The organism is Flavobacterium sp. GCM10023249 (assembly GCF_042653365.1).
Classification (GTDB): domain Bacteria; phylum Bacteroidota; class Bacteroidia; order Flavobacteriales; family Flavobacteriaceae; genus Flavobacterium.
The window spans coordinates 109,685-122,246 of record NZ_JBHSHZ010000009.1 but is presented as its reverse complement, the minus strand read 5'-3'; the positions used below and the strand labels follow the sequence as shown (position 1 = coordinate 122,246).

Sequence of the window (12,562 nt, the reverse complement as noted above, 5' to 3'; positions counted from 1 at the left end):
CAGTATGATTTTTAATAAAGATACAGCTAGTAAAACTGCCGAATTGCTTTTACAAATAAATGCAATTAAATTGAATTCTAAAAATCCTTTTACATGGGCTTCAGGTTGGAAATCTCCAATCTACTGTGATAACAGGGTAATTTTGTCGTTTCCTGCCATAAGAAATTATATCAGAGACGAGTTTGCAAAGAATATTGAAAAACAATTCGGGAAGCCGGATGTTATTGCCGGAGTGGCGACAGGCGCCATTGGAATTGGTGTTTTGGTTGCCGAAGATTTAGGTTTACCGTTCGTATATGTACGTCCGGAACCAAAAAAACACGGCCGTATGAACCAAGTGGAAGGTTTTTTGCAAAGAGGGCAAAATGTCGTGGTAGTGGAAGATTTGATCAGTACTGGAAACAGTAGTCTTTTAGCTGTAGAAGCTTTGCGTAATGAAGGGGCAAATGTAAAAGGAATGGCTGCCATTTTTTCCTATGGATTCCAGGTGGCAGTAGATAATTTTAAAAATGCCAATGTAGATTTATTCACGTTGAGTAATTATGATAATTTATTGGATTTAGCGGTTGCCAAAGAATACATCACCGAAGCAGAACAGGATACGTTAAAAGAATGGCGTAAAAATCCTTCGGAATGGAGTGTTGAGGTATAGTTTTTGTAAAACACTATAGGAATTAAAAACATTTTTATAAGATGTAAAGTCTTTCTTTATGTCTTTCAATTAAATAATCTTACAAAAGAATGAATTTAGAAAGCCCAAAAGTATCGGTTTCAAAATCAGCTGAATACTTGTTCAACGAATTATCGCAAGTAAAAAACTTCGAAAAGTTAATGCCAGATAACATCGCTAAATTTGAAGTAATCGACGAAAATTGTTTCGAATTTGGTTTGAAAGGTATGCCTGAAATAAAATTGGTAAAAAAAGAATCGACTCCAAACTCTAAAATTGTATTAGGGGCAGCTTCAAGTAAATTACCATTTACATTAACTGCTAACTTAACTGAAGAAGGTGCAGATACTACGGGTGTACAATTGTTTTTTGATGGCGAATTCAATGCAATGATGGCGATGATGATCAAAAATCCAATTACTAAATTCATCGAAACGTTGGCACAAAACATGACAAAGCTGTAAGTCAGCTCATAAAGATTTAATGAAAACCCAAGTATTTTGCTTGGGTTTTCTTTTTTAAAATAATAATTGCACTTCCTTTATTCCAAACTCACGAAACGAATCATCTTCTACTTGTACGACGAGTTTTCCGGTTGGAGTAACACCTCGGATTATTCCCATAAATTTACCACCCGATGCTTCTTCAAACGCCATGGGGACTCCTTTCTTGAATAAATTTTCTTCATACTGTTCCCAAAGCTGTTTGGATTGATTTTGACCAATACAATTGATTTGAAGTTGAATTTCCATTACGATGGTTTCTAAAATTACATCGAGGTCAAATTCAGTGTTTGTGATGTTTTTTAACGAGGAAGCTTTGGGCAAATTATCGAAATTAGTTTGATTGACATTCAATCCAATACCAACAATTGATTCAATTGAACCGTCACTTTTAATCAAATTTTCAATCAATATGCCAGCAATTTTTTTATTGTCTGCCATTATGTCGTTAGGCCATTTGATTGAAATTGAAGGAATTTTAAACTTTTTTAATGCCTTGGTTATTCCTAAAGCTACCGAAATATTAAGGGCAAAAATACCTTCAATGTTACTTAAAGTATTTTTGATTAAGATGCTGGTTATTAGGTTTTTATTAGTCTCTGTGTGCCATGTAGCGCCATGTTGTCCTTTTCCTTTTGTCTGTGATTTGGCAGTGACAACAGTGAAGTTTTCTAGGGCTTGATCTTGTGACAGTCCTTTTAAAAAATCATTGGTTGAATCTATGGCATCGAGTTTGATTAATTTCATGTGTCAAATTTTGGAACTTTGTCAAGAAAGCACATTTGCATTTTGTCTTCAAAATAAAGACAAAAATCAATAACTTTGTGCAAAATATTTATAAGAATTAAATGGCGAAAAAAGATGTAAACAATGATATTTTATTAGCAAATATCATTAAGGGAATTGAAGACGTAAAAGGAAATGATATAGATATTCTTGATTTAAGAGAATTAGAGAATACGGTTTGCGATTATTTTGTAATTTGTAATGGTAACTCCAACACACAGGTGAATGCAATCGTTAATTCAATTCAGAAAGTAGTTTCAAAAGAACTTAAAGACAAACCATGGCATGTAGAAGGAACTGACAATGGCGAATGGGTATTAATGGACTACGTTCATATTGTGGTTCATGTTTTCCAAAAGCATATTAGGGAATACTATAACATAGAAAGTCTTTGGGGTGATGCGAAAATCACAACAATTGAAAACAAATATTAATCAAAAATAGCTATGTCAAAAGAAACAAAGCAAAATAATTTTAAACCTAATCCATGGTGGATTTATGGCATTATAGGAGTCATCTTTTTTGCTATATGGATTTCAGGACAATCTCGTTGGGTTGAACCTTCTAAAACAACCATTTCTAAATTTAACGAGTTTTTGGATGCCGGACAGGTAGATAAAGTCGTTGTTTATAATAAAAAATCGGCAGAAGTTTTTCTAAAACCTGGAGCTTTAGCTCTAAAAGGTCATGAAAAATTACCCAAAAATAATTGGTTAGGAAAAACGAATTCGGGACCACACTATACCTTGGAAATTGGTAATGATGAAATTTTTCAAAAAAGATTGGAAGATGCTCAAAAAGGAAGAAAATTAGCAAGTTACGATTACAAGACGTCAAGTGATTTTGCAGACGTACTGTTTAATTTTCTACCCATAATTATTTTAATTGGTTTCTGGTTTTTCATGATGCGTCGTATGTCTGGTGGTGGTGCCGGAGGTGGCGGTGGTCAGATTTTTAGCATTGGAAAGTCAAGAGCGAAGCTTTTTGATGAAAAGAACGATGTAAAAACTACATTTAAAGACGTAGCTGGTCTAGAAGGGGCTAAAGAAGAGATTCAAGAAATCGTTGAGTTTCTTAAAAATCCAAAAAAATATACTGATTTAGGAGGAAAAATACCTAAAGGTGCTTTATTAGTTGGTCCTCCGGGAACAGGTAAAACGTTACTAGCGAAAGCTGTTGCTGGAGAAGCACAAGTGCCTTTCTTTTCTTTGTCAGGTTCTGATTTCGTAGAAATGTTTGTTGGGGTAGGAGCATCTCGTGTTCGTGACTTATTCAAACAAGCGAAAGAAAAATCACCTGCCATTATCTTTATTGACGAGATTGATGCGGTGGGACGTGCCCGTGGAAAGAATAATTTCTCAGGTTCTAATGATGAGCGTGAAAATACATTGAATCAATTACTGACCGAAATGGATGGTTTCGGAACCGATACCAGTGTAATTGTCTTGGCAGCTACAAACAGAGCGGATGTATTGGATAAAGCATTGATGCGTGCCGGTCGTTTTGACAGACAGATCTATGTTGATTTGCCGGATATTCGCGAACGTAAAGAAATTTTCGAAGTGCATTTGGCACCGCTTAAAAAAGTAGAAAACTTAGATACTGACTTTTTGGCTAAACAAACACCTGGTTTTTCAGGAGCAGATATTGCCAATGTTTGTAACGAAGCAGCATTAATTGCAGCTAGAAATAATAAGGTTGCTGTAGATAAACAAGATTTCCTTGATGCTGTTGACCGAATTGTAGGAGGTTTAGAAAAGAAAAATAAAATCATCACTCCAGAGGAAAAAAGAGCAATCGCAATTCACGAAGCAGGACATGCGACGGTAAGTTGGATGTTGGAACATGCTGCACCACTTGTAAAAGTGACTATTGTGCCTCGTGGGCAAAGTTTGGGAGCTGCTTGGTATTTGCCAGAAGAGCGTCAAATAGTACGTCCTAATCAAATGTTGGATGAAATGTGTGCAACCATGGGTGGTCGTGCTGCTGAAAAGGTAATTTTTGACAATATATCTACAGGTGCTTTGAGTGATTTGGAGAAAGTAACCAAACAAGCAAGAGCCATGGTTACAGTGTATGGTTTGAATGAAAAATTAGGAAATATTACCTATTACGATTCATCAGGGCAAACAGATTACAATTTCTCAAAACCGTATTCTGAAGAAACTGCACGTACTATTGATCAAGAAATATCACTAATTATTGAAGCACAATACCAAAGAGCTATCAAGCTTCTGCAGGAAAATAGAGGTAAGTTAGAGCAACTTGCGGATATTTTAATCGAGAAAGAAGTGATTTTCAAAGACGATTTAGAAAACATATTTGGCAAAAGACCTTTCGAAAAAGAAATTTTCGGAGAATAATTGTTAAAAACTTCGTTAATAAAAACAGTAAAAATCTTAATCTAATCGGAAAATTAGGTTAAGATTTTTTTATCTTTGATTGATGAATCAAAGAGTTCGCACATTTTAAAGCAATAGATGAGTATTTTCAGAAAAATATTTGGCACTAGCAGTGACGCTTCCAGTGAAGCAAATGATAACGATTATAATCCTTTTCAAGATGTAAACGCGCAACTTCCAGTGGATGAGCAGTTCACTCATAATTTTAAGAAGAACGGTGGAAAGTTTTTGTACTGTGAAAATATTGCCGAACTCAATGAACAATTTGAAAATATCATGGAAGAGAATGATTGGTTTGAGTCTGAAGCATTATGCATCGAACCACGTTTGTTCAAGATGCTGGAGGATAATAATATCTCGTATCAAAATGCAACCAATCCAAAATTTCTTCTTACTTGTTGTGAAAGCTTAGTGGCGGAAGAAGGTTCGATTATGTTTTCTTCTTCTCAAATCAAACAAAAAAAGGTAGCAGAATTACCATTAAACATCATTGTAGTTGCTTCAACCAGTCAAATCGTATTGGGCAAAAGTGATGGATTGAGAGAAATTAAAAAACGCTATACTACAGATTATCCAACCAACATTACTAGCATAAAATATTTCGAGGAAACCAAAGAAGAAGACTTTTTGCATTACGGAAGTTCTCCAAAGAATTTATACCTTTTACTACTTGAGGATCTGTAAAATGAATGAAACTGTAATACGTTCATTATCCGGTTTAGTTTATATTGTACTATTAATATCAGCTACCCTTTTTTCAAGAGAATCTTTTTTAATCCTCTTCGGTTTATTCATGTTACAAACCGTGAATGAATTTACTGCTCTTGTCAAATTACCCAAAGTATTAGCTATACTTGCTTCTGCAATTATTTTTATTAATTTTTCTGTTTTTTCTTCCCCGCAATGGATTGATTTAGCATTGGTTCTTATCGCTGTGATGACGATGGTTTTATTGACTTTTTGGCTTTTTTCTAAAAACCAAAAACCATTTGCCCAGTCTAAGTGGGCAACATTGATTGGATATATTGTATTTTCATTTATTTGTATAACAAAATTACCTGTTGTAGGAGGTTATTTCATACCTTCAATAATTATTGGTATCTTTATATTGATTTGGACAAACGATACATTTGCCTATGTTGTAGGGAAATCTTTAGGAAAGCATAAGCTATTCGAGAGAATATCGCCCAAAAAAACAATTGAAGGTTTTGCAGGCGGAATGTTTTTTGCCATTGTGGCAGGAATAATTATCAGTCAGTATTATGTAACCTCTTTTTCCTTTTTAATTTGGATAGGAATTGCAATCATTGTTAGTGTTTTTGGGACCATAGGAGATTTAGTGGAATCGAAGTTCAAACGTTTGGCCAATGTTAAAGATAGTGGAAATATTATGCCGGGTCACGGAGGTATATACGATAGATTGGATAGTATTATATTTGTAGCTCCATTTGTTTTTTTATTATTTAAAATTTTAGAATATGTTTCATAAAGAAGGTTATAAAATCATCTTGATTGCCACAATCAGTTTTGTTGTGGGATTGTTATTGGTAGATAAATTAGTAGAAGTATCATGGTTGCGTTTGGCTTTACATCTGGTGCTACTTTTTTTCTTTATTATGATCTTGCAGTTCTTCAGAAATCCAAACCGTACCATAGCGGCAAATGATAATCAAATCGTTGCGCCAGTGGATGGTAAAGTGGTTGTAATTGAGGAAGTTTTTGAGCCGGAATATTTCAAGGATAAAAGACTACAGGTTTCCATCTTTATGTCGCCAATAAATGTACACGTAACTCGTTATGCAGTTTCGGGATTGGTGAAATACAGTAAATATCATCCTGGGAAATACCTTGTGGCCTGGCATCCGAAAGCGAGTACCGAAAATGAAAGAACAACAGTAGTGATTGAAAATAAAGTCTTTGGTGAAATCATGTATCGTCAAATTGCGGGTGCATTAGCAAAACGCATTGTCAATTATGCTGAAGAAGGCACGAATGTAGTTCAAGGAACTGATGCAGGATTTATCAAGTTCGGTTCAAGAGTAGATATTTATTTGCCAATCGGTACTAAAGTAAATGTGAAATTACAAGAGAAGGCAGTTGGTAATCAAACGATCATTGCACTTGCATAATTTATGTCTGAAAAAGATTTAGATAGTCAATTTAAAGAAGCTTTTGAAATAGCTTCTAATATGGAGCAAGATTCGCTTCCACAAGATATTATGCTTCGTTTGTACGCTTTTTATAAGCAAGCGGCTTTCGGAAATATCGGAAGTATCAATTACTCTACGCATGATGTTGTCGATGCGTTTAAGTTGAATGCATGGATGCAAGTTAGTCATTTGTCTGAAGACGAAGCAAAACAAGCTTATATAGATTTAATTGAGGAAATCACTCGAAAAAAATGAATAAGAAACAATTAGTTATTTTTCCTTTATTAGCTTCTACGATTTTTTCATGTAAGAAAGACACTCTAGTAGAAGTTGTTGATGTACCGGCAACTCCAATAGTTGCAGTAGAGCAAAAAGGAGGTAAGCCAAGCGATTTAAAAGCAAATGAAGGAGCTTTTCAATTGTTTGAATTACCATTTGATTACAAAGCCTTAGAGCCTTATTTTGATGCAACAACTACAGAATTGCATTATTCAAAGCATTTGCTTCCTTATGTGAACGCTTTAAATAAAGTGGTTGTTGGTACGAAGTATGAGGTATTGGAATTGGAACCGATTTTAAAGAATCTCAATTTTTCAGATGCTGAAGTCCGCAACAATGCTGGTGCGGTTTACAATCATAATTTTTTCTTTGAAGGTATTGCGCCAAAAGCAGGTGGAGAACCGGAAGGGGATTTGCTAGAAGCTATCAATCGCGATTTTGGTTCTTTTGAAGAATTTGTGCGTCAGTTTTCAGAGACTTCTGTTAAGTTGAATGGTTCCGGATGGACTTGGTTGTTATCAGACAAGTACGGACGTTTACGCATCATCACTACACCTAATAATGATGCACCACAAATGAAAGGGTTAGGAATTGTAGGAGTGCCTTTATTGAATTTAGATGTTTGGGAACATGCCTACTATTTGAAGTTTCAAAATAAGAAAAGAGAATATGCCAATACCTTCTTTAGTGTGGTGAATTGGGATAAAGTAGAACAGCGTTACGGCGCATTTACAAAATCATCTGCACCGGTATATCAAGAACCAGTAACAACGGAAGCAGTGATTCCTACAACTACCGAAACGGTTCCGGTTGAAAAACCAAAACCAGTTGAAGAATAAAACAAAAGATATAAATAAAAAAAGAGCTCCAATTGGAGCTCTTTTTTTGTCTTATGATGTTTTTGTTATACTGTTTCTTTTTTAGCTTTAAAGATTAAATAGGCACCAACCAAAACAAAAGGTATACTTAGCCATTGTCCGGTGGTTAAATAGCCTAATAGGTTTTCAAAACCGCCTTGGCTTTCTTTTACTGATTCTACTAAAATACGGATAGAGAACAAAGTAACTAAGAAAGTTCCAAATAGTAAGCCGGTTTTCTTGCGTGCATCGGTTTTCCAGTACATGTAAAATAAAAGTGCAAATACAAATACATATCCGATGGCTTCATACATTTGGGCTGGATGTCGGAAAGGAATCGCATTTAAGGTATCTATGAAGCGGGGATCATTCTGAATCAGATCATACGCTTTATCTATATCGTTGGTTTTTGTGATAAAATTTGGACTTTGATCTTCCCAAAATTCAGTTTCACGAACAAATTTAACAGCATAGAAGTGATCTCCTGAAGTTACCGGTCCATAAATTTCGGAATTGAAAAAGTTGCCTAAACGAACAAATATGGCGCCTGAAGCAACCGGAATAACAATTCGGTCTAAAATCCATAAATAAGAACGTTTTAAAATGCGTGTTTTGTATAAATACATGGCAATGATTACTGCTATTGCCGCACCATGACTGGCTAATCCCTGGAAGCCTGAAAATTTAAATTCCGGAACAAAATGAAAAGGTAAAAAGACACTTAGCGGATCGGTTGCAAACAATTCAGGTTGGTAAAAAATGACATGTCCTAAACGAGCTCCCAATAATATGGAAACCACCATGTATACAAATAGAGAATCTAGTTTTTCTTGAGGTTCTTCTTCACGTTTGAAGATGGGTGCCATTAAATACCAGCCTAATGCAAAAGCAATAACAAACATTAAACTGTAAAAACGAAGGGTAAAAGAGCCTATTTGTATTCCTTCCGAAGGATTCCAAACAAAGGATAAAAAGTGAGTCATAGTTTTTTATATCGATTGATTCAAAAATAGTATTTAAAAAAGGACTAAGCAAGATTTTTTTGTACGGTTTTATTGCTGTTTTTTTTATGGGACAGGATCGTAACCGCTTCCTCCCCAAGGGTGACATCTTCCAATTCTTTTCAACCCTAAAAATAAACCGTAAAATGGACCATGTTTTTTCAAAGCCTCGATCATATAGCTAGAGCAGGTGGGTTGGTATCGGCAGGCAGCCGGCATAAGCGGGGATAGTATGTACTGGTAAAACCGGACTAAGAATATAAGAGGGAATACTAAAATTTTTTTCAGCATTGGATATGAAATTGATTTGATGCTAAGTTGAGAAAAATATAGATTCCGACATAACTTACCGTGCACTTTTTTAGGATTAAAATAAATGGTTCTGTTTTCCCTCTTTTTTATTCGGTGCTAAAAGCGCATAAGTCTATAAGGCGTATTTGAATCCCTTTGTAATTTCGTCTTCTACTATACTCAGAGTATACTTACACTACACTTATATACTAGTTATAGTACACTTATATACTACTTATATAGCACTTTACTATGGATAAACTATGGATGAACTATTGGGGATGCCTTATATATGGGGCTTTTTGATTCGTCTTTTCCAAGAATTGAGCACTATTTCATGTCTGTTTACGGTAAAAAGTGACCAAAAACGGCAAAAAGCGACCAAAACGGCAATTGTAATAAAGATTGGCTTGAAATTTGGAGTAAAATCTTACATTTCATTTCAAAACAAGAAAATAATGGCTAAAGCAAAAGGGATACTACAGGTAGAAGGGCAGTTAGGTGATTTGGTTTTTTACAAGATGGGAGGAGAGCGTTTTGTGCGACGTAAAGACCTTCACAGGAAGCAACGCATTGCTCATTCCCCGAAATTTGAACGTACACGAGAGAATAATACTGAATTTGGGCAGTGCAGCAGTGCAGGAAAGTTGGTACGCAACGCATTGGCTTCTTTATTGATTAAAGCCAAAGACACCCAATTGGCCGGAAGAATGTTAGGTGTTATGAGTCGGATCAAAGATATGGATACCAATTCCCCGCGTGGTTTACGAAAAGTATCGGAAGGTTTGAAAACAGATCAAGGGAAAGCGCTTATCAGCGGTTTTGATTTTAATAGCCATGCGCGTTTGGGTGAGGTGTTGCAAAGTAACTGGCAATTGGACCGTCAAGCAGGGATATTACGCATTCCTGATTTTACTCCGGACAAGCAATTGTTTTTCCCGAAAGGAGCGACCCATGCTGTTTTTTTGTTAGCTGTTTTAGATGTAGATTTTGCGAGCCGTGAATATACAGTCACTTATAGTTTACCGGTTACCGTTCCAAAACGGTCTACACCCATCAATTTATTTCTAACCCCCGAAAGCCTGCCTGATGGGAGCGGTATATTGTTTAGTGTGTTGGCTATTTCGTTTTTCCAGGAGATGAATGAAACCACCTATAGGCTGCATAGTGAAAAAAACAATGTTTTATCTGTGTTGGAAGTGTTGTAATGATTTGCTAAGGGATAATCAGGTCTATACAATAACCGGATATGTAATAAAAAACCCGCCATTAAGCGGGTTTCTATATTAAAACGTAAATGTAGTTCCTTCTTTTCCGTCTTTCAGGACAATGTCCAGTGCGGCTAACTGATCTCTGATTTCATCAGATAAAGCCCAGTTTTTATTGGCACGCGCTTCATTGCGCATACCAATTAGCATTTCGATAACGCCACTCAATTTATCAGAGTTGTTGGCTATTTCCGCTTCATTTCTGATACCTAATATGTCAAAGACAAAAAGCTGTAGTGTGGCTTTTAGTGTTGCTAAATCTGCTTCCGTAATGGTTTCCTTCTTGTCGTTAATTAAATTAATGTAACGAATACCTTCAAACAATTGCGCAATTAAAATTGGCGTATTGAAATCATCGTTCATAGCATTGTAGCACGATTGTTTCCATGTAGTAATGTCTACACTAGACTTAGTACTGGTTGGTAATGAATCAATTAATTTAATACCTTCCATTAAGCGGATGAATCCTTTTTCGCTGGCTACCATTGCTTCGTTGGAAATATCCAATACGCTTCGGTAATGTGCTTGCATAAAGCAGAAACGAACAATGCTAGGGCTGAATGCTTTTTCGAAGAAATCATTGTCGCCATTAAGCAATTCCATTGGTAGAATGAAATTTCCGGTAGATTTGCTCATGCGCAATCCGTTCATGGTAAGCATGTTGGTATGCATCCAGTATTTTACGGGAGTTACACCGTTGCGTGCTTTCCCTTGTGCGATTTCACATTCATGATGTGGGAATTTTAAATCCATTCCGCCACCGTGAATATCAAAAGTTTCACCTAAATATTTAGTACTCATCGCAGTACACTCTAGGTGCCAACCTGGAAATCCTTCACCCCAAGGTGAGTTCCAGCGCATGATATGAGCCGGAGAAGCACTTTTCCATAACGCGAAATCCTGAGGGTTTTTCTTCTCATTCTGACCGTCTAAGTCTCTTGTGTTGGCAAACAACTCATCAATATTGCGATTGCTTAGTTCGCCATAATTCATGCCTCTTTTGTTGTATTCTTGAACATCAAAATATACGGAGCCATTGCTTACATAGGCAAATCCATCTTCAATTAACTTTTGTGTCAATTCAATTTGTTCAATGATATGGCCTGTTGCAGTGGGTTCGATATTGGGAGGTAGGAAATTGAATACATCCAAAACCTTATGAAAGTAAACAGTGTATTTCTGTACCACTTCCATTGGTTCTAATTTTTCTAAACGGGTTTGTTTAACGAAACGATCATTTTCCACGTTCCCATCATCCGTTAAATGTCCTGCGTCAGTGATATTTCTTACATAGCGTACATTATAGCCTAGATGTAAAAAATAACGGTAGATCATATCAAAACTCATAAATGTACGAACGTTGCCCAAGTGAACATGACTGTAAACGGTTGGACCACATACATACATACCAATATTACCTTCGTGTAATGGAGTGAAAGTTTCTTTTTCACCCGAAATCGTATTGTAAACTTGCAATGAATGAGTTTGATATAAGGCCATTTTTTGATTTGTTTTTTAGGAGCACAACACTCAGTTTTTGGAAGATGCTCGGTCCTGCTATCCGCTATATCTTCAAAATGGCCATTTTTCAATGACCATTTTAAAGGATGCCGCTGCTATCAGGGCTATGTTTTAAAATTTAGTGTCTAATTTGATATAATCTAAGAATTCTTTTCTTGTTGCTTCGTTTTTGAATTTACCTCCAAATTCAGAAGTAACGGTGCTACTTTCGATATCTTTGATACCTCTTGAATTCACGCACAAGTGTTTTGCGTCAATTACACAAGCAACATCTTCTGTTCCTAATACACGTTGCATCTCTTGTACAATCTGCATGGTCAAACGTTCTTGTACTTGCGGACGTTTTGCGTAATAATCAACAATGCGGTTCATTTTGGATAAGCCGATTACGTTACCATTAGAGATATAGGCAACATGAGCTCTACCTATAATAGGTAATAAATGATGCTCGCAAGTAGAATACACTACAATGTTTTTTTCTACAAGCATTTCATTGTATTTGTAATGATTTTGAAAAGTAGAAGAGCCAGGTTTCTTATTAGGATGTAACCCACCAAATATTTCTTTTACAAACATTTTTGCCACACGGTTAGGAGTTCCGCTTAAGCTATCATCAGTTAAATCCATTCCAAGAGTAATCAAAATGCTTTCCACATCTTTTTTAATCAATGCAATTTTTTCGTCATCGGTTTTGTCAAATGCGTCCTTACGTAAAGGATTGGTTGCACTTGTTGCTATATGGTTATTTCCAATTTCGTCTTGAAAATCTTCGTTATGAGCCATTCTATTATTTCTCGTATTTACAATTATGACGCAAATATACGTATTATATTG

General features: G+C 35.8%; 15 protein-coding genes. 10 read left to right on the top strand and 5 right to left on the bottom strand.

Annotated features, from left to right (window positions below; all coding sequences use genetic code 11):
- The first annotated feature begins 4 nt into the window (after positions 1–4).
- Entirely contained in the window at positions 5–652 is a 648-nt protein-coding gene (gene pyrE, locus ACFO7M_RS07250) for an orotate phosphoribosyltransferase (RefSeq protein ID WP_379713616.1), read from the top strand.
- A gap of 89 nt (positions 653–741) precedes the next feature.
- Entirely contained in the window at positions 742–1,134 is a 393-nt protein-coding gene (locus ACFO7M_RS07245; RefSeq protein ID WP_379713614.1) for an SRPBCC family protein, read from the top strand.
- 54 nt (positions 1,135–1,188) lie between these two features.
- Here the strand turns inward: ACFO7M_RS07245 and ACFO7M_RS07240 are convergent, their stop codons facing one another.
- The gene (locus ACFO7M_RS07240; protein ID WP_379734845.1) at positions 1,189–1,920 is read right to left on the bottom strand and encodes a biotin--[acetyl-CoA-carboxylase] ligase; all 732 of its coding nucleotides are present in this window, start codon (positions 1,918–1,920) and stop codon (positions 1,189–1,191) included.
- 101 nt (positions 1,921–2,021) lie between these two features.
- On the opposite strand from ACFO7M_RS07240, the gene rsfS reads away from it, so the two are divergent.
- The 7 genes from rsfS to ACFO7M_RS07205 all read left to right on the top strand — a co-directional run bounded on the left by rsfS (position 2,022) and on the right by ACFO7M_RS07205 (position 7,629).
- Positions 2,022–2,393: a ribosome silencing factor gene (rsfS, locus tag ACFO7M_RS07235; RefSeq protein WP_379713610.1), complete on the top strand. Its 372-nt coding sequence runs from the start codon at positions 2,022–2,024 to the stop codon at positions 2,391–2,393.
- A 12-nt stretch (positions 2,394–2,405) separates the two neighbouring features.
- On the top strand, positions 2,406–4,322 hold the full coding sequence (ftsH, locus tag ACFO7M_RS07230; protein ID WP_379713608.1) for an ATP-dependent zinc metalloprotease FtsH: 1,917 nt from the start codon (positions 2,406–2,408) through the stop codon (positions 4,320–4,322).
- A 117-nt stretch (positions 4,323–4,439) separates the two neighbouring features.
- Positions 4,440–5,045: an LUD domain-containing protein gene (locus ACFO7M_RS07225; RefSeq protein WP_379713606.1), complete on the top strand. Its 606-nt coding sequence runs from the start codon at positions 4,440–4,442 to the stop codon at positions 5,043–5,045.
- Position 5,046: 1 nt separating this feature from the next.
- Positions 5,047–5,850, top strand: coding sequence for a phosphatidate cytidylyltransferase (locus ACFO7M_RS07220; protein ID WP_379734843.1), 804 nt, complete (start codon positions 5,047–5,049; stop codon positions 5,848–5,850).
- Positions 5,840–6,490, top strand: a complete 651-nt coding sequence (locus tag ACFO7M_RS07215; protein WP_379713602.1) for a phosphatidylserine decarboxylase family protein — start codon at positions 5,840–5,842, stop codon at positions 6,488–6,490. Before ACFO7M_RS07220 ends, ACFO7M_RS07215 begins: the two co-directional genes overlap by 11 nt.
- 3 nt (positions 6,491–6,493) lie before the next feature.
- A complete protein-coding gene (locus ACFO7M_RS07210; protein WP_379713600.1) occupies positions 6,494–6,766 on the top strand; it encodes an acyl-CoA-binding protein in 273 nt (90 codons plus the stop codon).
- Complete coding sequence (locus ACFO7M_RS07205) at positions 6,763–7,629, top strand: superoxide dismutase (RefSeq protein WP_379734841.1); 867 nt, start codon at positions 6,763–6,765, stop codon at positions 7,627–7,629. Before ACFO7M_RS07210 ends, ACFO7M_RS07205 begins: the two co-directional genes overlap by 4 nt.
- A gap of 65 nt (positions 7,630–7,694) precedes the next feature.
- On the opposite strand, the gene lgt is transcribed toward ACFO7M_RS07205, so the two are convergent.
- Positions 7,695–8,630: a prolipoprotein diacylglyceryl transferase gene (lgt, locus tag ACFO7M_RS07200; RefSeq protein ID WP_379734838.1), complete on the bottom strand. Its 936-nt coding sequence runs from the start codon at positions 8,628–8,630 to the stop codon at positions 7,695–7,697.
- Between the two features lie 84 nt (positions 8,631–8,714).
- Positions 8,715–8,939 (bottom strand): membrane protein insertion efficiency factor YidD, encoded by a 225-nt coding sequence (gene yidD / locus ACFO7M_RS07195; RefSeq protein WP_379713594.1) that lies wholly within the window; start codon positions 8,937–8,939, stop codon positions 8,715–8,717.
- Between the two features lie 263 nt (positions 8,940–9,202).
- Between yidD and ACFO7M_RS07190 the strand changes: the two genes are divergently transcribed.
- A complete protein-coding gene (locus tag ACFO7M_RS07190; protein ID WP_379734836.1) occupies positions 9,203–10,147 on the top strand; it encodes a hypothetical protein in 945 nt (314 codons plus the stop codon).
- A gap of 78 nt (positions 10,148–10,225) precedes the next feature.
- Here ACFO7M_RS07190 and cysS read toward each other — a convergent pair whose 3' ends face one another.
- Together cysS and folE are read right to left on the bottom strand one after the other, a co-directional pair.
- Positions 10,226–11,707 (bottom strand): cysteine--tRNA ligase, encoded by a 1,482-nt coding sequence (gene cysS, locus ACFO7M_RS07185; protein WP_379734834.1) that lies wholly within the window; start codon positions 11,705–11,707, stop codon positions 10,226–10,228.
- 132 nt (positions 11,708–11,839) lie between these two features.
- Positions 11,840–12,511: a GTP cyclohydrolase I FolE gene (gene folE / locus ACFO7M_RS07180; protein ID WP_379734832.1), complete on the bottom strand. Its 672-nt coding sequence runs from the start codon at positions 12,509–12,511 to the stop codon at positions 11,840–11,842.
- Positions 12,512–12,562 lie beyond the last annotated feature (51 nt).

Bases quoted from the DNA above. Each gene is read 5' to 3' on its own strand.
- pyrE (WP_379713616.1), top strand. From the start codon at position 5: ATGATTTTTAATAAAGATACAGCTAGTAAAACTGCCGAATTGCTTTTA.
- ACFO7M_RS07245 (WP_379713614.1), top strand. From the start codon at position 742: ATGAATTTAGAAAGCCCAAAAGTATCGGTTTCAAAATCAGCTGAATAC.
- ACFO7M_RS07240 (WP_379734845.1), bottom strand. From the start codon at position 1,920: ATGAAATTAATCAAACTCGATGCCATAGATTCAACCAATGATTTTTTA.
- rsfS (WP_379713610.1), top strand. From the start codon at position 2,022: ATGGCGAAAAAAGATGTAAACAATGATATTTTATTAGCAAATATCATT.
- ftsH (WP_379713608.1), top strand. From the start codon at position 2,406: ATGTCAAAAGAAACAAAGCAAAATAATTTTAAACCTAATCCATGGTGG.
- ACFO7M_RS07225 (WP_379713606.1), top strand. From the start codon at position 4,440: ATGAGTATTTTCAGAAAAATATTTGGCACTAGCAGTGACGCTTCCAGT.
- ACFO7M_RS07220 (WP_379734843.1), top strand. From the start codon at position 5,047: ATGAATGAAACTGTAATACGTTCATTATCCGGTTTAGTTTATATTGTA.
- ACFO7M_RS07215 (WP_379713602.1), top strand. From the start codon at position 5,840: ATGTTTCATAAAGAAGGTTATAAAATCATCTTGATTGCCACAATCAGT.
- ACFO7M_RS07210 (WP_379713600.1), top strand. From the start codon at position 6,494: ATGTCTGAAAAAGATTTAGATAGTCAATTTAAAGAAGCTTTTGAAATA.
- ACFO7M_RS07205 (WP_379734841.1), top strand. From the start codon at position 6,763: ATGAATAAGAAACAATTAGTTATTTTTCCTTTATTAGCTTCTACGATT.
- lgt (WP_379734838.1), bottom strand. From the start codon at position 8,630: ATGACTCACTTTTTATCCTTTGTTTGGAATCCTTCGGAAGGAATACAA.
- yidD (WP_379713594.1), bottom strand. From the start codon at position 8,939: ATGCTGAAAAAAATTTTAGTATTCCCTCTTATATTCTTAGTCCGGTTT.
- ACFO7M_RS07190 (WP_379734836.1), top strand. From the start codon at position 9,203: ATGGATGAACTATTGGGGATGCCTTATATATGGGGCTTTTTGATTCGT.
- cysS (WP_379734834.1), bottom strand. From the start codon at position 11,707: ATGGCCTTATATCAAACTCATTCATTGCAAGTTTACAATACGATTTCG.
- folE (WP_379734832.1), bottom strand. From the start codon at position 12,511: ATGGCTCATAACGAAGATTTTCAAGACGAAATTGGAAATAACCATATA.